The sequence below is a fragment of the Pseudomonas sp. NPDC086566 genome (genome assembly GCF_050280885.1).
In the GTDB taxonomy this organism is placed as follows: Bacteria; Pseudomonadota; Gammaproteobacteria; order Pseudomonadales; family Pseudomonadaceae; genus Aquipseudomonas; species Aquipseudomonas vlassakiae.
In genome coordinates, this window is sequence record NZ_JBNNWD010000006.1 from 37,845 (window position 1) to 57,853 (window position 20,009).

At 64.3% G+C, this 20,009-nt stretch carries 22 protein-coding genes; 13 read left to right on the forward strand and 9 right to left on the reverse strand.

Features of this window, described 5'->3' with window-relative positions; translation table 11 throughout:
• Positions 1 to 13 precede the first annotated feature (13 nt).
• On the reverse strand, positions 14 to 2,158 hold the full coding sequence (gene dinG / locus ACQKPS_RS15020) for an ATP-dependent DNA helicase DinG (RefSeq protein WP_254481158.1): 2,145 nt from the start codon (positions 2,156 to 2,158) through the stop codon (positions 14 to 16).
• Between the two features lie 98 nt (positions 2,159 to 2,256).
• Between dinG and ACQKPS_RS15025 the strand changes: the two genes are divergently transcribed.
• Positions 2,257 to 2,721, forward strand: a complete 465-nt coding sequence (locus tag ACQKPS_RS15025) for a CopD family protein (RefSeq protein ID WP_254481159.1) — start codon at positions 2,257 to 2,259, stop codon at positions 2,719 to 2,721.
• 96 nt (positions 2,722 to 2,817) lie between these two features.
• Here the strand turns inward: ACQKPS_RS15025 and ACQKPS_RS15030 are convergent, their stop codons facing one another.
• The 4 genes from ACQKPS_RS15030 to ACQKPS_RS15045 all read right to left on the reverse strand — a co-directional run bounded on the left by ACQKPS_RS15030 (position 2,818) and on the right by ACQKPS_RS15045 (position 5,433).
• Positions 2,818 to 3,576 (reverse strand): collagen-like protein, encoded by a 759-nt coding sequence (locus ACQKPS_RS15030; RefSeq protein ID WP_283725191.1) that lies wholly within the window; start codon positions 3,574 to 3,576, stop codon positions 2,818 to 2,820.
• Complete coding sequence (locus ACQKPS_RS15035; protein WP_254481161.1) at positions 3,569 to 3,844, reverse strand: DUF1145 domain-containing protein; 276 nt, start codon at positions 3,842 to 3,844, stop codon at positions 3,569 to 3,571. Before ACQKPS_RS15035 ends, ACQKPS_RS15030 begins: the two co-directional genes overlap by 8 nt.
• A 101-nt stretch (positions 3,845 to 3,945) precedes the next feature.
• Positions 3,946 to 4,659, reverse strand: a complete 714-nt coding sequence (locus ACQKPS_RS15040) for an OmpA family protein (RefSeq protein WP_283725190.1) — start codon at positions 4,657 to 4,659, stop codon at positions 3,946 to 3,948.
• A gap of 84 nt (positions 4,660 to 4,743) precedes the next feature.
• Positions 4,744 to 5,433 (reverse strand): OmpA family protein, encoded by a 690-nt coding sequence (locus ACQKPS_RS15045; protein WP_254481163.1) that lies wholly within the window; start codon positions 5,431 to 5,433, stop codon positions 4,744 to 4,746.
• Positions 5,434 to 5,592: 159 nt separating this feature from the next.
• Here ACQKPS_RS15045 and ACQKPS_RS15050 point away from each other — a divergent pair, with 159 nt between their 5' ends.
• The 5 genes from ACQKPS_RS15050 to ACQKPS_RS15070 all read left to right on the forward strand — a co-directional run bounded on the left by ACQKPS_RS15050 (position 5,593) and on the right by ACQKPS_RS15070 (position 9,938).
• Entirely contained in the window at positions 5,593 to 6,087 is a 495-nt protein-coding gene (locus tag ACQKPS_RS15050; protein WP_427604675.1) for a DUF6231 family protein, read from the forward strand.
• A gap of 2 nt (positions 6,088 to 6,089) precedes the next feature.
• Positions 6,090 to 6,566 carry a YchJ family protein gene (locus tag ACQKPS_RS15055; RefSeq protein ID WP_427604677.1) on the forward strand — a complete coding sequence of 159 codons (477 nt, stop codon included), beginning with the start codon at positions 6,090 to 6,092 and terminating at the stop codon, positions 6,564 to 6,566.
• Between the two features lie 2 nt (positions 6,567 to 6,568).
• Positions 6,569 to 7,045, forward strand: a complete 477-nt coding sequence (locus tag ACQKPS_RS15060; protein ID WP_254481166.1) for an LEA type 2 family protein — start codon at positions 6,569 to 6,571, stop codon at positions 7,043 to 7,045.
• A gap of 7 nt (positions 7,046 to 7,052) precedes the next feature.
• Positions 7,053 to 7,256 carry an SEC-C metal-binding domain-containing protein gene (locus ACQKPS_RS15065; protein ID WP_060486211.1) on the forward strand — a complete coding sequence of 68 codons (204 nt, stop codon included), beginning with the start codon at positions 7,053 to 7,055 and terminating at the stop codon, positions 7,254 to 7,256.
• A gap of 240 nt (positions 7,257 to 7,496) precedes the next feature.
• Entirely contained in the window at positions 7,497 to 9,938 is a 2,442-nt protein-coding gene (locus ACQKPS_RS15070) for a penicillin acylase family protein (RefSeq protein WP_427604679.1), read from the forward strand.
• Between the two features lie 45 nt (positions 9,939 to 9,983).
• Here ACQKPS_RS15070 and ACQKPS_RS15075 read toward each other — a convergent pair whose 3' ends face one another.
• Together ACQKPS_RS15075 and ACQKPS_RS15080 are read right to left on the reverse strand one after the other, a co-directional pair.
• Positions 9,984 to 10,409, reverse strand: coding sequence for a type II toxin-antitoxin system HicB family antitoxin (locus ACQKPS_RS15075; protein ID WP_254481169.1), 426 nt, complete (start codon positions 10,407 to 10,409; stop codon positions 9,984 to 9,986).
• Between the two features lie 17 nt (positions 10,410 to 10,426).
• Positions 10,427 to 10,612: a type II toxin-antitoxin system HicA family toxin gene (locus tag ACQKPS_RS15080; protein ID WP_254481170.1), complete on the reverse strand. Its 186-nt coding sequence runs from the start codon at positions 10,610 to 10,612 to the stop codon at positions 10,427 to 10,429.
• A 296-nt stretch (positions 10,613 to 10,908) separates the two neighbouring features.
• Between ACQKPS_RS15080 and ACQKPS_RS15085 the strand changes: the two genes are divergently transcribed.
• The 6 genes from ACQKPS_RS15085 (at position 10,909) to pdeM (ending at position 18,415) form a co-directional block, all read left to right on the forward strand.
• Positions 10,909 to 11,250 carry a hypothetical protein gene (locus ACQKPS_RS15085; RefSeq protein ID WP_254481171.1) on the forward strand — a complete coding sequence of 114 codons (342 nt, stop codon included), beginning with the start codon at positions 10,909 to 10,911 and terminating at the stop codon, positions 11,248 to 11,250.
• Positions 11,251 to 11,354: 104 nt separating this feature from the next.
• Positions 11,355 to 12,371 carry a ligase-associated DNA damage response exonuclease gene (locus ACQKPS_RS15090; protein ID WP_427604682.1) on the forward strand — a complete coding sequence of 339 codons (1,017 nt, stop codon included), beginning with the start codon at positions 11,355 to 11,357 and terminating at the stop codon, positions 12,369 to 12,371.
• Positions 12,368 to 14,026, forward strand: coding sequence for an ATP-dependent DNA ligase (locus ACQKPS_RS15095; RefSeq protein ID WP_254481173.1), 1,659 nt, complete (start codon positions 12,368 to 12,370; stop codon positions 14,024 to 14,026). The genes ACQKPS_RS15090 and ACQKPS_RS15095 overlap by 4 nt, the downstream gene beginning before the upstream one ends.
• A gap of 98 nt (positions 14,027 to 14,124) precedes the next feature.
• Positions 14,125 to 15,240 (forward strand): succinylglutamate desuccinylase/aspartoacylase family protein, encoded by a 1,116-nt coding sequence (locus tag ACQKPS_RS15100; protein WP_254481174.1) that lies wholly within the window; start codon positions 14,125 to 14,127, stop codon positions 15,238 to 15,240.
• Between the two features lie 68 nt (positions 15,241 to 15,308).
• Positions 15,309 to 17,759: a ligase-associated DNA damage response DEXH box helicase gene (locus ACQKPS_RS15105; RefSeq protein ID WP_427604685.1), complete on the forward strand. Its 2,451-nt coding sequence runs from the start codon at positions 15,309 to 15,311 to the stop codon at positions 17,757 to 17,759.
• Entirely contained in the window at positions 17,756 to 18,415 is a 660-nt protein-coding gene (pdeM, locus tag ACQKPS_RS15110) for a ligase-associated DNA damage response endonuclease PdeM (RefSeq protein ID WP_254481176.1), read from the forward strand. Before ACQKPS_RS15105 ends, pdeM begins: the two co-directional genes overlap by 4 nt.
• 1 nt (position 18,416) lies before the next feature.
• On the opposite strand, the gene ACQKPS_RS15115 is transcribed toward pdeM, so the two are convergent.
• Both ACQKPS_RS15115 and dcd read right to left on the reverse strand, forming a co-directional pair.
• The gene (locus ACQKPS_RS15115; RefSeq protein ID WP_099815169.1) at positions 18,417 to 18,644 is read right to left on the reverse strand and encodes a hypothetical protein; all 228 of its coding nucleotides are present in this window, start codon (positions 18,642 to 18,644) and stop codon (positions 18,417 to 18,419) included.
• A gap of 99 nt (positions 18,645 to 18,743) precedes the next feature.
• A complete protein-coding gene (gene dcd, locus ACQKPS_RS15120; RefSeq protein ID WP_003254920.1) occupies positions 18,744 to 19,310 on the reverse strand; it encodes a dCTP deaminase in 567 nt (188 codons plus the stop codon).
• 328 nt (positions 19,311 to 19,638) lie between these two features.
• On the opposite strand from dcd, the gene ACQKPS_RS15125 reads away from it, so the two are divergent.
• Positions 19,639 to 19,848, forward strand: coding sequence for a cold-shock protein (locus tag ACQKPS_RS15125; RefSeq protein WP_003254922.1), 210 nt, complete (start codon positions 19,639 to 19,641; stop codon positions 19,846 to 19,848).
• The last annotated feature ends 161 nt before the right edge of the window (positions 19,849 to 20,009 follow it).

A 20,009-nucleotide genomic window follows, 5' to 3' on the forward strand; every position in this document is an offset into this window, starting at 1 on the left:
CGTGCTCCTGCCCTCAGGAAATTTCCCGCCGGAAAGGCGGCAGCGCATTGAGAATAGCCTTGCCATAGCGCTGCGTGACCAGGCGCCGGTCAAGCAAGGTGATGACGCCGCGATCCTGCTCGGTACGCAACAGGCGACCGCAGGCCTGGATCAGACGCAGCGAGGCGTCGGGCACGGCAATCTCCATGAACGGGTTACCGCCACGGGCTTCGATCCACTCGGCCAATGCTGCTTCGACCGGGTCGTCGGGTACGGCGAAGGGGATCTTGGCGATGACCACATGCTCACAGTAGGCACCTGGCAGGTCGACACCCTCGGCGAAACTGGCCAGGCCGAACAACACGCTGTGCTGGCCATCGTCGACCCTTGCCTTGTGCTTGTTCAAGGTTTCCTGCTTGGACAGGTTGCCCTGGATCAGCACCAGCTTGCGCCAGTCGCGGTCCAGGCCATCGAACACTTCCTGCATCTGTTTGCGCGAAGAGAACAGCACCAGCGCACCCCGGGCATCTTCGACGATACCTGGCAGTTCACGAATGATCGCCGCCGTATGTGCCGCCGCGTCGCGCGGATCGGCCTTGAGGTCCGGGACCCGCAGCAGGCCGGCATCGCCATGCACGAACGGGCTGGGCACCACGCAGGTGACGGCATCGCGGGGCAGCCCCGAACGCATGCGGAAACGGTCGAACTTGCCCAGTGCGGTCAGCGTGGCCGAAGTGACAAGGGCGCCATGGGCAACGCTCCAGAGGCTGCGGCGCAGCATCTCGGCGGCGAGAATCGGGCTGGCATTGACCTCGATGTCGAACAGCGCGCCGCTTTCGGCCAGGGTCAGCCAACGCGCCATTGGCGGACTGTCCTCCGGGTCCTCGGCGGTGAACGCGGTCCACAGTTCCCAGTTACCCTGGGCGCGAGTGACCAGGCTGCCGAACAGTGGGTACCACTCCTCGGCCTGATGGCTGGCGATGCCGATGTTGACTTCGCCATCCATGCCTTCCTTGAGCAGGTCGGCCAGGCGGGTGAACAGGTCATTGAGGCGGGCGAAGCCCTTTTTAAGCTCGATACCGACTTCGCGGATCTGTTCCGGCACCACGCCGCCCTCGAAGCGATAACGCGGGCGCTCTCGGCCTTCGGTATCCTCGCTCGGGCGGAAATCGGCGACCTGCTCGCACAGGGTGAACATGAACTGCTGTTGGGTGCGCACTTCCCGCGCAAGCTCCGGCACCTGTTCGATGTACTTGCCCAGGTCGCCCGGCAAGGGGTGCTGGGCCAGCAGCTTGGTGAGGTTCTTGGCGGTCTGTTCCAGCCAGTCGGCCGTGGAGCGCAGGCGCGAATAATGGGCGAAGTGGCCGATGGCCTTGTCGGGCAGGTGGTGGCCTTCGTCGAACACGTACACCGTGTCGCGCGGGTCAGGCAGTACCGCGCCACCGCCCAGCGCCAGGTCGGCCAGGACCATGTCGTGGTTGGTGACGATCACATCGACCTTGCCCATGCCTTCACGGGCCTTGTAGAACACGCACTGCTGGAAGTTCGGGCAGTGGCGGCCGGTGCACTGGCTGTGGTCGGTGGTCAGTCGCGCCCAGTCCTGGTCCTCGATGGCCTCCGACCAGCTGTCGCGGTCGCCGTCCCAACGGTTGCCGGCGAGCTTCTCGATCATGCTGTTGAACAGCTTCTGGCTGCGCTCGTCGACCTCGATGTGGAAGCCTTCTTCCTCGAACAGCTGGGCAGTGGCCGACTGCGCGTGGCCCTCCTGCAGCAGGATGTCGAGCTTGGACAGGCACAGGTATCGGCCACGGCCCTTGGCCAGGGCGAAGCTGAAGTTCAGGCCGCTGTTGCGCATCAGGTCCGGCAGGTCCTTGATGACGATCTGCTCCTGCAATGCCACGGTCGCAGTGGCAATCACCAGGCGCTTGCCGGCGGCCTTGGCGGCCGGGATCGCGGCCAGCGCGTAGGCGACCGTCTTGCCGGTACCGGTGCCCGCCTCCACCGCAACCACGGCGGGCTCGCCGGCGCGGCGGCCTTCGTCGTCACAGGCGATGTCGCCGAGCACCTTGGCCACTTCGGCGATCATCAGGCGCTGGCCATACCGTGGCTTGAGGCCCTTGGCTTCGAGAAAACGCGTGTAGGCGCCCTGGATGGTGGCTTTGAGTTCGTTGCTGATCATGGTCTGCAGGCGCCCGGAGGGCTGGATATATTTTCAGTGTTTCGCATGGGGCGGCTATCATAACCCGCTATTGCCCTTTGTGCCGCATGGAGATCCGGATGCTTGCCTTTGCCCTGCCCTACACACTGCATGTCCTTGCCGCCCTGATATGGGTCGGCGGCATGTTCTTCGCCTGGCTGGTGCTGCGCCCGGCAACGGTTGCAGCCCTTGAAGGGCCCGCCCGCCTGCGCCTGTGGGTGGAAGTTTTCCGACGCTTCTTCGTCTGGGTCTGGCTGGCCGTGGCGATTCTGGCGATAAGTGGTATCGGCATGTTGCACATGCGTTTCAGCGGCTTCGAGACTGCGCCCAAATATGTACACGTGATGATTGGCGGCGGGATTGCCATGTTCGCGCTGTTCATGCGCATCCAGGCATTGCTGCTGCCGGAGCTCAAGGCGGCGGTGCAGGCTGAAGACTGGCCGGCGGGCGCTGCGGTGCTCGGACGGATTCGACGGATGGTAGGGATCAACCTGCTGCTGGGCCTGGCGGTCGTGGCAGTAGCCAGTTCCCGGTTGGTGATGTGAGGGGGTCTACGCGAGATTTTCAGCGCCTGTGAGATCGAGCGCCGCCCGCGCGGCGCTCGATACAGGCCCTACAACTACAAAGTCAGGCGTTCGGTCTCACAAACGCTGCAAAATCAGCTCCCCCTCGGCGCCAGCCAACCCAGGCTGACCCTCCTGCCCCGGTCGGCCATTGGCTCCGGCATCGGTGCGATACACCAGGCAGCCCTTACTCGCCCCACCTTTACCGGCCTTGCCCGCAGCCCCGGCCTTGCCCGGCGCACCACCCTCCAGGCGTACCACGATGCGTTCCTGCGGGAACCCTTGCGGCAGGCTCAGGCGGATCCGCCCGCCGGGTGCACCGTCATGCCCGTTGCCACCATCATCGCCATTCGCCCCTTTGCTGGCCTGGCCCCAGGCGCAACCTCCCGCCTGGCCATTGGCGCCATCGAGGCCCATGTAACCCGGCGCTCCAGCGCCGCCACGGGCATCGATGGCCAGGCGCTCGGCATCGACCTCGGCGAGCTTCAACTCCAGGCTGCGCCCCGTGCGGGCAGCCCGCTCATAGGTGCCGGGCGCCCCTGGTGCGCTGAATTCGCTGCCCTCGCCCAGCACAGCACTGCGTACCTCGATAAGTAGCGGTGCTTCGGCAGGCGCAATGGCAATCCGCGCATCGCGGCCCAGTTGCAGGTGATCGACCTTCAGCTCGGTCAATGTGGACGGCAACAGCAAGGTCGCCGAATCCGCGACATTCAACTGTTCCAGGTGCACGCTGGCCGACTTGTTCGGCAGGCGCAACATGGAGTGCGAGGCAACCTCAAGGCTCTGCGCCTGTGCCATGGGCGCGGCCAGTACTGCCAGCAACATCAACTTACGCATGGCGAGGCGCCTCCTGCGGACGGGGAATGGACATGACATGAAAAATACCGGTCAGCAGGATCTGCAACCGGTCGAACCAGCGATGGCTGCGGCCACGCAAGCTGCCATTGAAAAACAGCATTTCGAGAAAATGCAGGCTCAGCACAAAAATGCCCAGGGCATTGATCAACAGATTCAACGGCAACGGTTGCGGCATCATCAGGTTGAACAGCACCACGCCCCAGAACGCCACGGTCAGGACCTTGCCCAGGCCCAGGATGAACTTCATACCCCGCCCCTACGTGTCTATTTATTGTTATGTCTACGCGGCCCGAGCACGCGCGCCGCGCAGCCCACACTACCTGCATGCCCAGGCACGCGCCAGTGCAGTCAGTTGAGGTGCAGGTCCACCCGTCGGTTGTGCGCACGCCCTTCATCGGTGGCGTTGTCGGCGACCGGCTCATGAGCGCCACGGCCCTCGCTGGTCACCTTCTGCGGTGCCAGGCCCTGACCGATCAGGTATTCGGCAACACTGGCGGCGCGGCGTTCGGAAAGCGCCTGGTTGTAGCTGTCCGAGCCAACGTTGTCGGTATGGCCGACGACCTTGACACGCGTGACACCCAGCTCGTTAAGGCGCGGCAGCAGGCTTTTCAGGCGTTCTTCGCTACCCGGGGTGAGATCGGCAGAATTGAACGCGAACATCACCTGGCCCTGGTCATCGAGGCTGATCACCTCAGGCTTGGGCTGTGGTGCGGGTTGCGCCGGTGGATACTGCGGCAGCGGGCAGCCCATGTGGTTGACCGTTGTGTTGGCCGGGGTGTCGGGGCAGCGGTCGCGACGGTCGAACACACCGTCACCATCCTCGTCACCATCCTGGGCATAACAGATCAGCCCACCGGTGATCGCGCCGAGGGCGCCGAGGCCAGCCGCCCAGCCCGAGTTTTCGATGGCGCCAAGGCCACCACCGACCGCACCACCGAGCAGGCTGCAGACGGGCCAGGTCCTTTGATTGAGGGGCGCACTGCCGTCACTGTGGGTGGCGCAGCCTGCAAGCAGGCTGGTAACCAACAACAATGGCATTGCCGCCTTCGACATAACACTCATGCTGAATGCTCCTGTGTCATCGGCCATCACCAGCGGGGTTGAAGACGCGCCCGCGCCACTTCACAAGGCGCGGGCGCCGTGACGTCAACGCTGGATCTTGATTTCGGTACGACGGTTCATGGCACGCCCTTCGGCCGTGGCATTGTCCGCCACTGGCTGGGTTTCGCCTGCGCCTGCCACCGAAACGAAGCTGGCGCGAGGCACACCGCTCTCGATCAGGTAATCGGTTACCGCATGGGCACGGTGCTCGGACAACTTCTGGTTGTACTTGTCGGAGCCCACGCTGTCGGTGTGGCCGGTCACGCTCAAACGGGCGCTCGGGGCCTCTTGCTTCAGGCGCGTGGCAACCGTGTTCAAGCGCTCCTTGTCGGCCACAGTCAGGCGCGAAGAGTTGAACTCGAAGTGCACATCACGAATGACGATCACTTCCTCCTTCTGTACCACCACTTCCTCGACCACCGGTGGAGGCGGTGGGCAGCCATTGGCATCGACCTTCACGCCGTGCGGCGTACCCGGGCACTTGTCACGGCTGTCCGGCACGCCATCACCGTCTTCGTCGCCATCGCCGTGAGCCCAGCAATAGCCTGCCGCCAGGCCACCGCCGAGCAGCGCGCCCCAGCCAGCCCAGCTGGAACTCTCGATGGCACCCAGGCCGGCACCGGCAACACCCCCGACGGCAGCGCACTTAGGCCAGTCGGTTTTTTGCAAACCTGCACAACCAGTCAACACACTGGTGAGCAGGACCAGGGGTAACGCTGTGCGTACTATGCTCATTTTCGTAGCTTCTCCTAGGGGAATCGGCATAAGGCCGATCTCTGGGAGTAAAGACCGCGCAATCCATCCCTGCCAGCAATAAGCCACGACGCGGCCTCTTGCCTCTATGCCGGCGGGCAGCAGCCCGCTAGTCTTGGATGACTTGAACGAGGATTGGCAATGACCGACGGTTTTTCCCAGCGCACGCCACAACAAGCCCTGGCCGCCCTGCTAGAGCGTTTCACCCCGCAACGCCTGTTGCTCGTGGGCACCCGCTTCCCGGCTCTCGATGCGTTTGCCCAGGCGCACCCCCAGGTGGCCATCGAAGCCTGCGCGCCGGGCCCATTGCCAGCAGCACTGGCTGCGCAGCGCTTCGACCTGGCGGTGCTGGTGGACTGCCTGGAGCACCTGCCCAAACGCACCGGCCTGCAATTGTTGGGCGGCATCCGCAACCTCAACGCAAGCCGGGTGGCAGTACTGGCCGACCTGCCCGCCTGCGGTTGGCAAGACACCGATTTCTTCTCACTGGCGCTGTCGGCCAGCGAGAAATTCCGCCGTAACGAGCAGGTGTTGAGCTTGTTCACCTATGATCTACATGACTACAAGCAGGTCCCGGACTGGCTCAACGCCAAGTTCTGGGCCAACCCTGAAAACTTCGGCAAGTATTGGTGGTGATGATGAGTGTCTCGGTTTGCCCTTGTGGCAGCGGCAACCTGCTCGACGCCTGCTGCGGGCATTACCATGCCGGCACCGCGGCTCCCGACGCCCAGACGCTGATGCGCTCGCGCTACAGCGCCTATGTATTGGGGCTGGTCGACTACCTGGTGGCCACCACCCTGCCGGCCCAGCAGGAGGGGCTGGACCGTGCCGCCATGGCAGCATGGAGCGCCCAGAGCACCTGGCTGGGCCTGGAGGTGGAAAGCGCCGAAGTGCTCGGCGGCCAGCCCGAACACGCCTTCGTGACCTTCACCGCGCGCTGGCATGACCAGCAGGGCGACCATCAGCACCGCGAGCGCTCTGCTTTCGTGCAGCACGAGCGGCGCTGGTATTTCATCGACCCCACCGTTGCGCTCAAGGCCGGCCGCAACGACCCCTGCCCGTGCGGCAGCGGGCAGAAATTCAAGAAATGCTGTGCCAGCTACGTTGGCAATTAAGCATGGTTGCCGCCACCCGCCTGCTCTTGCTCAGCGCCTTGCTGGGGCTGCTGGCGGGCTGTGCGAGCTGGGGCGACGATGATACGCGCGAGCCTGAGTTGCACCTGGACAGGGTGGAAACGGTAAAGGCGCGGCTGCTGCAGCAGGAGTTCGTCCTGCACCTGCGCGTCGACAACCCCAACGACAGCCGCCTGTTCATTCGCAACCTGAGTTATTCGGTGTGGCTCGACGACCTGCTGCTGGCGCAGGACGAAGTGAGCCTCTGGCGCAGCGTCGGCGGGCATGCCCGGCGCACGTTCAAGATCACGGCGCGAACCAACCTGTGGCAGCACCTGAAGCCATTGGCCAAGCTGCTCAAGAGCGGCCAGCCGCTGCATTACCGCCTGAAGGGCGAGCTGGAGACCGGGCTGATCATCCATCAGGACCTGCACTTGTCGCGCAGTGGTGAGATAATCCCCGGCGATCTCATACCGGAGTAACCCTGCAATGACCCAGCAACCCCATGTTCATGGCCCGGACTGCAACCACGGTCACGATCATCAGCATGATCACGACCACGGCCATGTACACGGCCCGCACTGCAACCATGGCCACCAGGAGCCTGTGCGCAACGCGCTGAAGGACGTCGGCCGCAACGACCCGTGCCCGTGCGGCAGCCAGAAAAAGTTCAAGAAGTGCCACGGCGCTTGATGGCTGAAAGGCTGTAAGGCTTGAGACAGCATCTGGGCTGACAAGTGCATGCCTGAAGCCCTCTGGCGCCTGTGAGACCGAGCGCCGCCCGCGCGGCGCTCGATCTCACAGGCGCTGAACATCTCAAGGCAGGCACATCTGCGTCCCCTTATTCCGCCTTGCAAGCACACTGAAAACCCTTTCGGCATGCTACCTTTAGCGCCTCTCACAACCCCGCCACGCCTTGCAGGAGCCCTTGTCATGGCCGCCCCCGTCCTTCCTCCCTTCCGCCTGCGGCTCAGTACCGCCGCCACGCTGCTCGGCATGCTCGGGCTCGCCGGCTGCCAGATGGGCGGTTATCAGGACAGCGTGCCACCCTCCACTGGCGTGCAGCCACTCAAAGGCCTGGCGCAGAACGTCTCGGTCCGGCGCAATGCCATGGGCGCACCGCTGATCGAAAGCAGCAGCTTCCATGACGCGCTGTTCACCCTCGGCTATGTGCATGCTGGCGATCGCATCGAGCAGATGCTCGCCATGCGCCTGCTTGCCCAAGGCCGCCTGGCGGAGCTGGCCGGCAGCGAAGCGCTGGATATCGACCGGCTGATGCGCGCCGCTAACCTGAAGCAGAACGCCGCCCAGCAGTACGCCGATGCCTCGCCGCGTCTGAAGCGCTTCTTCGAAGTGTATGCCCGCGGGGTCAACGCCTACCTGTTCCGCTACCGCGACAAGCTGCCGGCCAACCTGGCCAGCAGTGGCAATCGCCCGGAGTACTGGAAGCCTGAAGACTCGGCATTGATCTTCAACCTGTACGCCTTCAGCCAGTCGGTAAACCTGCAGGAAGAACTCAGTGCCCTGACCTTGGCGCAGAAAGTCGGCAATGACAAGCTGCCCTGGTTGTTGCCCGGCGCACCGGACGAGCCCCTGGCAGAAGCCGAGGTGGAAAAGCTCAAGGGCCTGAACCTGAGCAGCCAACTGCCAGGTTTGCCCGCGCTGGCAGCGGCCAGCCAGAAACTTGCCGATCTCGACCTGCTCGGCAGCCCAGGTTCCGCCAACCTGGCGCTGGGCCCGCAACGCAGCCGCAGCGGCAAGAGCCTGCTGGCCAGCGACAGCCGTGCAGCGTGGGCGCTGAGCCCGGTGCAGATCCACACCGGCAAATACCAGGTCGCAGGTCTGTCATTGCCAGGCCTGCCCATCGTGCTGGCCGGCTACAACGGCAAGCTGGCCTGGAGCAGCAGCGCGGTGATGGCCGACAACCAGGACCTGTATCTGGAGCAGCTGCGCCACGCCGGCAGCCAGGTGACCTACCTGGCCGACGGCAAGTGGCTGCCGGCCCGTGCCCGCAGCGAAACCTTCTTCATCCGTGGCCAACGCCCGGTGCGCGAGGTGATGTACGACACCCGGCACGGCACCCTGCTCCCCCAGGCAGGCAGCGCCAGCCTGGGCCTGGCCCTGAGCCTGCCGCAGCTCAAGGGCGACCGTAGCCTCGATGCGCTGTTCGACCTGACCCGCGCGCAGAATGTCGAGCGCGCCTTCGACAGCACCCGCGAAGTCGCCACTGCCGCGCTCAACTTCGTCTTCGCCGAGCCTGAGCACATCGGCTGGCAGGTCAGCGGCCGCTACCCGAACCGCCGTGAAGGCCAGGGCCTGCTGCCATCGCCCGGCTGGGAAGGCCGCTATGACTGGGATGGCTATGCCGATCCGATGCTGCATCCCTATGACCAGGACCCTGCGGCCGGCTGGATCGCCCACGCCAACCAGCGCAGCCTGCCGCGCGGCTACGGCATGCAGCTGTCGAGCACCTGGTACTACCCTGAACGCGCCGAGCGCCTCGGTCAGCTGGCCGGCAATGGTCGTCATGACAGCCGCAGCCTGATGGCCCTGCAGAACGATCAGGTGACGTTGCTGAGCGGCAAGCTCAAGCAAATGTTCGACGCCCCCGGCATGACCCAGCCGCTCAAACAGGCGATCGACGCCCTGCCTGCCCCCCAGCGTGACAAGGCGCGCGACGCCCTGGCCCGGCTGAAGGCCTTCGACGGCCGTCTGAGCCCAGTCTCGGCCGATGCCGCGCTGTACCAACTGTTCCTCCAGGAAGTGGCCCGGCAGACCTTCCTCGACGACCTCGGTCCAGAATCGAGCCCAGCCTGGCACGCCTTCGTCAGCAATGCCCGCCTGTCGTATTCGGCCCAGGCCGACCACCTGCTGGGCCGCGACGATAGCCCGTTCTGGGACGATCGCAACACGCCGCAGAAAGAGGACAAACCGGCCATCCTCGCCCGCAGCCTGGCGGCCGCCGTGGATGCTGGCGCCGCGCAACTGGGCAGCGACCGACGCGCCTGGCAGTGGGGCAAGCTGCACCAGTACCGCTGGCCGGCCCCTGCTTACCACGGCCTGGGCGATGCACTGAGCCGCTCTCCGATGGCTGCCGGTGGCGATTTTACTACCCCGGCCCTGACCCCTTACGCCTGGGGCAGCGATTTCGATACCCGCCTGCCGGCCTCGGCACGCATGATTGTCGACTTCGGCCAGGCCGAGCCGCTGCAGGTCCTGACCAGCAACGGCCAGTCGGGTAACCCGGCCAGTGCGCATTACAGCGACGGGCTGGACGCCTGGTTCAAGGGGCGGTTCATGAGCCTGCCGCTGCAGCCGCAGAACTTTGGGCGTGCGTATGGCAGCCAGCGGTTGACACTGGTGCCGGGCCGCTAATGAAAAAAGCCGCCTGGACTGGCGGCTTTTTCTTTCCTGGGGGCGTCAAGCCGTGACGACAGCGAGTTCGATTCGCTGACCGAGCACATGCAATGCATGTTCGACCTGCTCGATCTTCGAACGATGCAAGAGATCCACCAAGCGATCGACCTGAGGGCGATTGACGCCTAGCCGCCGCGCCATCTCGGTCTTGCTCACTTTCTGCTCAACCATGGTGTTCCACAGGGCTGCCTTCGCCGCCGTCAGGGCCGGCAAGCGTACGACAGGCAGATCAGCCGATCTCTCGGCAGGTAGCGGTATGGCAATCTTCTGGTCGACATAGAATGAAAGCGCGGACTCCATGGCGTCTACAGCATCGAACAGCGCCTCTTCCTCGGTATCGCCTGCACTGGACATCTCAGGCACATCGGGGCAACTGATCCAGACACTCCCCGCCTCTCGATGAATGATGACTGGATAATCAAAGGTCATGGTGTTCTCCCCTAATTTCAACATTCGCTCAGGCCCAGGTCTTTGAGTATCTTTCTTCTCAACCCCTCGCCAATCTCTTTGCCGCCGTGGTCAGGGAAAATCGTTTGGCGATTACCGAGGTAAACCTTGAAATGGCTGCCTTTGGCCGGAACGAACGTAACACCTCGGGCGCGTAGCCATCGGCGAAATTCACTGTATTTCATACGGGCCTTCGATTGCTCAATGTGCATTACACGCACACCAAACGCAACATTTTTGTTGCGCCTGATAAATGTGAGTCCGTAGTAAACCGTGAATGGCGCGTCTGCGTTTCCGAATAATGTGTAGTCTTTTTCGCTGCTTCACTACGTTGAGGGAGCGCCAGCGGTTTACCCTGGTACCTGGCCGCTAGCGGCCAGAGTTCCTTCTGATCACCCTTGAGCCATGTGCTTAGCATCCTGTCGTACTGCATTTGCCCTTCGGCGAGCGCAGTACGACTCAACCAAAAAGGATGACTAACATGAGCAGCGAAACCCTCAAGATTGAAATCTCCTGGCCAGCATCGTTGACCGTCCCCGCAGGCGCGACCATCAATGCGCAGCTGTGGGCTGGCAATGCAAGCGCTGGCTACAGCCTGATCGGCGACCTGGATGCCTCGGCGGCCGCAGATAGCTCGCCGGCCATACTGGAAATTCCGTACAGCCAGGAAGACTTGAAGTCCCATGATGGCAAGACGACTTGGGACTACTTCCACACCTCGCCCTACCTGGCGCACGACAACAAACGCCTGAATAACGGCTATGCCGAAAAAATCAGCATTGCCGATGCCAAGGCCAATGGCTGGAAAATAAACCTGCGCTAAGCATTCGAGGCGCCATCTGGGAACCCGGCTGGCGCGCTTCCTCGTCCGAACTTCCCCCACCCTGTGACGTTCTCAACTGGTAAGCCCCCTGCCCAGGCATTGCCATGGACCTCGTCATCGCCCGCCCTGAAGGCCTGTACTGCCCACCTGGCGACTTCTACATCGACCCTTGGCGCCCGGTCGAGCGCGCCGTGATCACCCACGGCCATGGCGACCATGCCCGCACCGGCAATCAGCACTATCTGACCGCCGCCCCCGGAGCCGGCATCCTGCGCAGCCGCCTGGGCCAAGGCATCGACCTGCAGACCCTGCCCTACGGTGAACGCATCCTGCATCATGGCGTTACCCTCAGCCTGCACCCGGCCGGCCATGTGCTGGGGTCGGCACAGGTGCGTCTTGAGTACCAAGGCGAAGTATGGGTCGCTTCGGGGGATTACAAAGTCGAGCCGGACGGCACCTGCGCTGCCTTCGAGCCAGTGCGCTGCCACACCTTCATCACCGAGTCCACGTTCGGCCTGCCGATCTACCGTTGGCCCAGCCAGGCGGATATCTTTGCCGGGATCAATGCCTGGTGGCGGAGCAACTGTGAGCAAGGCAAGGCCAGCGTGCTGTTCTGTTATGCCTTCGGCAAGGCTCAGCGAATTCTCCATGGCCTGGATCCGGACATCGGGCCGATCCTCGTGCATGGCGCTGTCGAGCCGCTGAACCGGGTATACCGCGAAGCCGGCGTGCACCTGCCGACCACCCGCTATGCCGGGGATGTCCCGCGCAACGACCCGCTGCTGCGCCAGGCATTGATCCTGGCACCACCCTCCGCCGCAGGGAGTAGCTGGATGCGTCGTTTCGGCGAATACAGCGATGCCTTTGCCAGCGGCTGGATGCTGTTGCGCGGTACCCGCCGCCGGCGTGGTGTCGACCGTGGCTTCGTGTTGTCCGACCACGCCGACTGGCCGGGGTTGCTGTGGGCCATCGAGCAGACGGGTGCCGAGCGGGTCATGGTCACCCACGGTTCAGTGAATGTGCTGGTGCGCTACCTGACCGAACAAGGCCTGGATGCCCGCGCCTTCGTGACCGAATACGGCGAGGAGGATGACATCACAGCCACGGAGCCCGAGGTATGAAAGCCTTCGCCGAACTGTACCTGCGCCTGGATGCGACCACCTCCAGCAACGCCAAGCTCGAAGCCTTGCGAGACTACTTTGCTGCAGCGCCTGCCGAAGATGCTGCCTGGGCCGTCTACTTCCTGGCCGGCGGGCGTCCGCGCCAGCTGGTGCCGACCCGCGTCTTGCGCGAATTGGCCACGGCCCTGGCGGGGTTGCCCGACTGGTTGTTCGAAGAGAGTTACCAGGCCGTCGGCGACCTGGCCGAAACCATTTCGCTGCTGTTGCCGCAGGCCTTCCATGCCAGCGAAGACGGCCTGGCACACTGGGTCGAAGCGCATCTGTTGCCCTTGCGCGGCCAGCCACCCGAGGAAATCCAGCGACGCCTGCCCCCGTTGTGGGCACAACTGGACCGCCCCAGCCTGATGCTTTGCCTGAAGCTGATCACCGGCAGCTTTCGCGTCGGGGTGTCCAAGTTGCTGGTCACTCGTGCCCTGGCGCAACTGGCGGGCCTCGATGCCAAGCGCGTGGCCCAGCGCCTGGTCGGCTATACCGACATTGGCCACCGCCCTACGGCCGCCAGCTACCACCGGCTGATCGCCGAAGAATCCAGTGATGAACATAGCCAGCGGGGTGGCCAACCTTATCCATTCTTCCTTGCTCACGCGTTACAGGCACCGCTCGAGCAGTTCGAAGCCCTGCTTGGGTCGCCCGCTGCCTGGCAGATCGAATGGAAGTGGGATGGCATACGCGCGCAAGTGGTCAAGCGTGATGGCCAGCTGTGGATCTGGTCCCGCGGCGAAGAACTGGTCACCGAGCGCTTTCCCGAGCTGCACAGCCTGGCCGAAAGCTTGCCCGACGGTACGGTGCTCGACGGCGAGATACTGGTCTGGAAGCCCGGCGTCGATGCCGGCGTACCGGCAGTGCAGCCGTTCGCCGTGCTGCAACAACGCATCGGCCGCAAGACACTGGGTAAAAAATTGCTGGCGGACGCCCCGGTGGTACTGCAAGCCTATGACTTGCTGGAGTGGCGAGGCGAGGACTGGCGCAACCGGCCCCAACATGAACGGCGCCAGCAACTGCAGCGCCTGTTGGCAGACCACCCCTTGGCCCCTTTGCTGCTTTCACCCCTGCTCGAGGGCAACGACTGGGGCGAACTGGCGCGGCAACGCGAGCAATCGCGCAAGCTGGGTGTGGAGGGCTTGATGCTCAAGCAGCGCGACGCGCTGTACGGCGTGGGCCGGACCAAGGACATGGGGTTGTGGTGGAAGTGGAAGATCGACCCGTTCAGCGTCGATGCGGTGCTGATCTACGCCCAACGCGGCCATGGCCGCCGTGCCAGCCTCTACAGCGACTACACCTTCGCCGTGTGGAATGCGCCAGCGGGCACGCCCGACCGCGCGCTGGTGCCCTTCGCCAAGGCTTATTCCGGGCTCAGCGACGAAGAGATGCGCAAGGTGGACGCGATCATTCGCAAGACCACGGTGGAAACCTTCGGGCCGGTACGTAGTGTCACCCCGACGCTGGTCTTTGAGCTGGGCTTCGAGGGCATCGCGCTGTCCAAGCGCCACAAGAGCGGTATCGCCGTTCGGTTTCCGCGGATGTTGCGCTGGCGCCTGGACAAACCGGTCGACGAAGCCGACGACCTGGCAAGCCTGCAGGCATTGTTGGTCTGAAAGAAGGCACCACGGTGAGGCGCGATGACGGAAATTATGCTTCTATCTTTGTGCCGACCCGTGTCGCAGAACGTTTTCGCCACGCAGCCAGGACCCCCATGCACCATTCAACCCACGACCTGCTCTCGCCCGTACCGGGCATTTCCCGCCAATTGCACAGCTTCCACTTCGGCCCACGCGGTGGCGCCAAGGTGTATATCCAGGCCTCGCTGCATGCCGACGAGCTGCCCGGCATGCTGGTCGCCTGGCATCTCAAGCGCCGCCTCGCCGAGCTGGAACAGCAGGGTCGCCTGCTGCGCGAAATCATCCTGGTACCCGTGGCCAACCCGGTCGGCCTGGAACAGGTGATGCTGGATGCGCCCCTGGGCCGTTTCGAACTGCAGAGCGGTGAGAACTTCAACCGCAACTTCGTCGACCTGTCCGACAGCATCGGCGACCAGATCGAAGGCCACCTGAGCCAGGACCCGGCGCACAACGTGGCGCTGATCCGCGAGTACCTGCGCCGAGGCCTGGATGCCCACCCGGCGCGCACGCCGTTGCAGTCGCAACGCCTGACCTTGCAACGGCTGGCCTGCGATGCCGACCTGGTGCTGGACCTGCACTGTGATTTCGAAGCTGTCGAGCACCTCTATACCACCCCGGAAGCCTGGCCGCAGGTCGAGCCACTGGCCCGCTACCTGGGTGCCCAGGCCAGCTTGTTGGCCACCGACTCCGGGGGGCAATCGTTCGACGAATGCTTCAGCCTGGTCTGGTGGCAGCTGCAGCAACGCTTTGGCAAGCACTTCCCGATCCCGCTGGGCAGCCTCTCGGTCACCGTAGAACTGCGGGGCCAGGCCGATGTCAGCCATGACCTGGCCAGCCAGGACTGCCAGGCGATTCTCGACTACCTGACCCACGCTGGCGTCATCGAAGGCACCGCCGCCCCACTGCCCGAGCTGCCACGGCCGGCCACCCCGCTGGCCGCTGTCGAACCCGTGGCCGCGCCCCTTGGCGGGCTGCTGGTGTACCACGCCCGCCCCGGTCAGCAGCTGGAGGCCGGGCAACTGATCGCTGAAGTCATCGACCCGCTCAGCGACCGGGTGACCGCGGTGCGCAACAGCCAGCCTGGCTTGCTCTACGCCCGCAGCGTGCGGCGCATGGCCACGGCCGGCATGGTCATCGCCCATGTCGCCGGCGAGCAGGTGCTGCGCAGCGGCTACCTGCTGGCCAACTGATCGGTTAAAACCAAAGCATGCGGCGAGTGGTCTGTAGAAGCACAGCCTGCGCAGGACCGCTCGCCCCCATGCCCGCCGCCTCCAACCTCGCCGATACCTGGTTCGCCGCCCGCGGCTGGAAACCCTTCGCCTTCCAGCGCCAAGTGTGGGCGGCGGTCGGACGTGGCGAATCCGGGCTTGTGCATGCCAGCACAGGGACGGGCAAGACCTATGCGGTCTGGCTGGCTGCATTGCGCGCCTTCGCCACACCCACCGGCGGGCGCCAGCCGGCCGCACTGCAAGTGCTGTGGATCACCCCCATGCGCGCACTGGCCGCTGATACCGCGCGCGCGCTGCAAGCGCCACTGGATGAGCTCGGCCTGAACTGGACAGTCGGCGTGCGCAGTGGCGATACCGCCAGCGCCGAGCGCGCTCGCCAGGCCCGACGCCTGCCAAGCGTGCTGATCACCACGCCGGAAAGCCTGACACTGCTGCTGACCCGGGCCCAGGCTGCCGAAGACTTCGCCAGCTTGCGCCTGGTGGTGGTAGATGAGTGGCACGAGCTGCTTGGCAACAAGCGTGGCGTCCAGCTGCAGCTGGCCCTGGCCCACCTGCGCCGCTGGCATCCGGGCCTGATGACCTGGGGCTTGTCGGCCACGCTCGGCAACCTGGCGCACGCCCTCGACGTGCTGTTGCCGGGCGGTGGACTGCTGGTGAAAGGTCGCCAGGACAAGCAGCTGCTGGTTGACACCTTGCTGCCCGATGCCATCGAGCGCTTCCCCTGGGCCGGGCACATGGGCCTGAAGATGCTCGACCAGGTAGCCCAGGAACTCGACGCCAGCACCAGCAGCCTGGTATTCACCAACACCCGTGCCCAGGCCGAACTGTGGTACCAGGCCTTGCTCGATGCCCGCCCCGATTGGGCCGGGCAGATCGCCTTGCATCATGCGTCACTGGCCCGGGCGACCCGCGACTGGGTCGAGCAGAGCCTCAAGCAGGGCACGCTCAAGGCCGTCATCTGCACCTCCAGCCTGGATCTGGGCGTGGACTTCCTGCCGGTCGAACGGGTGCTGCAGATCGGTTCGGCCAAAGGCATTGCCCGCCTCATGCAGCGCGCCGGGCGCTCCGGCCATGCCCCGGGGCGCCGCTCGCGCATCACCCTGGTGCCTACGCACAGCCTGGAGCTGGTGGAGGCTGCCGCCGCCCGCGCAGCCCTGGCCGCCGGGCATATCGAAGCGCGCCGCTCGCCGCGCCTGTGCCTGGACGTACTGGTCCAGCATCTGGTCAGCATGGCCCTGGGCAGGGGCTTTCGGCCTGACGAACTGCTCGCCGAAGTCCGCAGCACCTGGGCGTTTCGTGAACTGCGTGACAGCCAGTGGCAATGGGCGCTCGATTTCGTCAATCACGGAGGCCACGCATTGACGGCGTACCCCGACTATCAGCGTGTCGAGGCGCACCCCGACGGGGTCTGGCGGGTGGCCAGCGAGCGCCTGGCGAGGCGTCACCGCATGGGCATCGGCACCATCGTCAGCGACGCCAGCCTACAGCTCAAGTACTGGAGCAAGGGCGGTGGCGGCAAGCACCTGGGCAGTGTCGAGGAAGCCTTCATCGCCCGCCTGCGCCCTGGCGATACGTTGGTGTTTGCCGGACGGGTCCTGGAGCTGGTACGGGTAGAAGGGATGACCGCCTACGTGCGCCGCAGCACCGCGCGCAAGGCCGCCGTGGCACGCTGGAATGGCGGGCGCATGCCATTGTCCAGCGAGCTGGCCGACGCCGTGGTCGAGCAGCTCGATGCCGCCGCGCACGGTACCTGTCACGGCCCGGAGATGCAGGCAGTGCGGCCACTGCTGGCCTTGCAGTCGAAGTGGTCAGCCTTACCCACCCGCGGCACGCTGCTGGCCGAGACGCTGGGATCACGCCAGGGCTCGCATCTGTTCCTCTACCCTTTTGCCGGGCGCATGGCCAACCTGGGCCTGGCCAACCTGATTGCCTGGCGGGTAAGCCGGGTGCAGCCCCTGTCGGTGTCCATCGCTGTGAACGACTATGGTTTCGAACTGCTCAGCCCCAGCACCGTGGATTGGGCCAGTTGCCTGCCTGACGCGCTGTCGGGCGACAACCTGCTGGAGGATGTGCTGGCCAGCCTGAACGCTGGCGAAATGGCGCTGCGACGCTTCCGCGAAATCGCCCAGATCGCCGGGCTGGTGTTCGGCGGCTACCCGGCCGCGCAAAAGAGCACCCGGCAGATTCAGGCCTCCAGCGGGCTGTTCTACGAAGTATTCCGCAAACATGACGCCAGCAACTTGCTGCTCGGCCAGGCGCGCGATGAAGTACTGAATGAAGAACTGGAGATCGAGCGCCTGCACCGGCAGTTGCTCAAGATGCAAAACCTGCAACTGGACCTGCGCATGCTGCAACGGCCTGGCCCCCTGGCGTTCGCCCTGCTGGTCGAAGGCATGCGCGAAACCTTGAGCACGGAAAAGCTGGCGGACCGCATTGCACGGATGGTGACCGACCTGGAAAAAGCGGCAAACCGGCCATGAGTCGCTATCTGCCTGTCGAACACTGTGGCGAAACGCTATGGCTGCTACCGGACAAGGCCATCTATTGGCCGGCCCGCCGCACCTTACTGGTGGCCGACGTTCATATCGGCAAGGCAGCCAGTTACCGGGCACTGCATCAACCCGTTCCGCGCGGTACCACCAGCGCAACCCTGGCACGCCTGGACACATTACTGGCCAACTACGCCTGCGAGCAGCTGATCATCCTCGGCGACTTCCTGCATGCCCGCGCTGCGCTGTCGCCTGGCACGCAGGCCAGCCTGCAGACATGGAGAACCCGCCACAGCGCGCTGAGGGTAATCCTGGTGCGTGGTAACCATGATCGGCACGCCGGTGATCCGCCGGTGCGACTGGGGATCGAAGTGGTAGACGAACCCCTGCTGTTTGAGCCTTTTGCCCTGCAGCACGAACCGAAGCCTCACCCCAGCCACCCGGTACTCGCCGGGCACGTGCATCCGGTGTACGTGCTGCGAGGCCGGGCACGGCAACGGTTGAGGCTGCCGTGCTTCCTGATCGATGCTCAGGTCAGCCTGCTCCCGGCGTTCGGTGAGTTCACCGGTGGGTGGTTGGTCGAGCCGGGTTCCGGTACGCGGGTTTTCCTTGCCGGAGGCGATCAGGTCTGGGCGCTGGCCACCTGAGTCAGGCGACAGGTGACGGTGGTGGCTCGTCGGGAAGGGTTGGCTCACCGGGCTCCATCGGCGGGTGTTCGCCGGGCTCTGGCGGCTGCGGCGTATCAGGATCAGGCTGGTGCGGCACGCCGCCAGCCTGCACGGGCAGCGGGTGCGCCAGCAGTGACCAGGCCAGCAACCCGATCTGGTTGGGCTGCAGTACAGCCAGCTTCGCACTGATTGCGGGGTTGAGTTTCATTGGCAGCTCCTGGACGAGGGCCGACACGCTGCATACGTATCGGCACTGTTCAACCTGTTGGAGTGCCATCAGGGAAACTAATTCCCTGCGCTCGTCGGATCAGGTGCGTGGCAGGGTAACGCCGCGCTGCCCCTGGTACTTGCCGCCCCGGTCCTTGTACGACACTTCACATTCTTCGTCGGACTGCAGGAACAGCATCTGCGCCACGCCTTCGTTGGCGTAGATCTTGGCCGGCAATGTGGTGGTGTTGGAGAACTCCAGGGTCACGTGGCCTTCCCACTCCGGCTCCAGCGGGGTGACGTTGACGATGATGCCGCAACGGGCGTAGGTGCTCTTGCCCAGGCAGATGGTCAGCACATCACGCGGAATGCGGAAGTACTCGACGGTGCGAGCCAGGGCGAAGGAGTTCGGCGGGATGATGCAGACGTCGCTCTTGATGTCGACGAAGCTGCCGGCGTCGAAGTTCTTCGGGTCGACGGTAGCCGAGTTGATGTTGGTGAACACCTTGAATTCGTCGGCGCAGCGCACGTCGTAGCCGTAGCTGGAAACGCCAAAGGAGATGACACGGTTGTCCTGCTCGCCGCGCACCTGGCGCTCGACGAACGGTTCGATCATGCCGTGTTCCTGCGCCATGCGGCGAATCCACTTGTCCGATTTGATGCTCATGGCGGGGTGTCCTGAAGAGTTGCGAGGGGAAAATCCAGACGCGCATCTTACCGGTCCCGGCGCCCGGGTTAAAGTTCCAGTGCCCCACCCCGCGCCGGACGGGGGTTGCAGCCGCCGTCGATCCGAATTTGCGTAAAGCGTTCACAGACCATTGGCAGCTCGTGGAAAGTGGGGTAAGGTGGCGCCACTGTGCTGCACGTGACACCGAGAATCTCTAGTTTGATGCACGATCCTGATCGGCCCATCGCTGAATTTTCTGCTCTCTTTGCGCTCAGTCCCGGCCAGGGTTTTTCCTGACCGTTATCAAATTGTCCAAGGAGACAGAAAAATGTCCAACCGTCAATCCGGTGTTGTTAAGTGGTTCAACGATGAGAAAGGCTACGGCTTCATCACCCCTCAGTCGGGCGATGACCTGTTCGTGCACTTCAAAGCCATCCAAGCTGACGGCTTCAAAACCCTGAAAGAAGGCCAGGCTGTTACTTTCGTCGCTACCCGCGGCCAGAAAGGCATGCAGGCTGAAGAAGTTCAGATCGCCTAAGTCGATCTCAGCTTTCTAGCTTTCAAAAAAACCCGCCTTCTGGCGGGTTTTTTTATGCCTGCTGAAGTAATCCAGAGGCTCAACGTTGGCGCGATCCTGTGGGAGCGGGTTCACCCGCGAACACGGGCGAAGCCCGTGCCATTCAATGCGGTGCCTGCTTC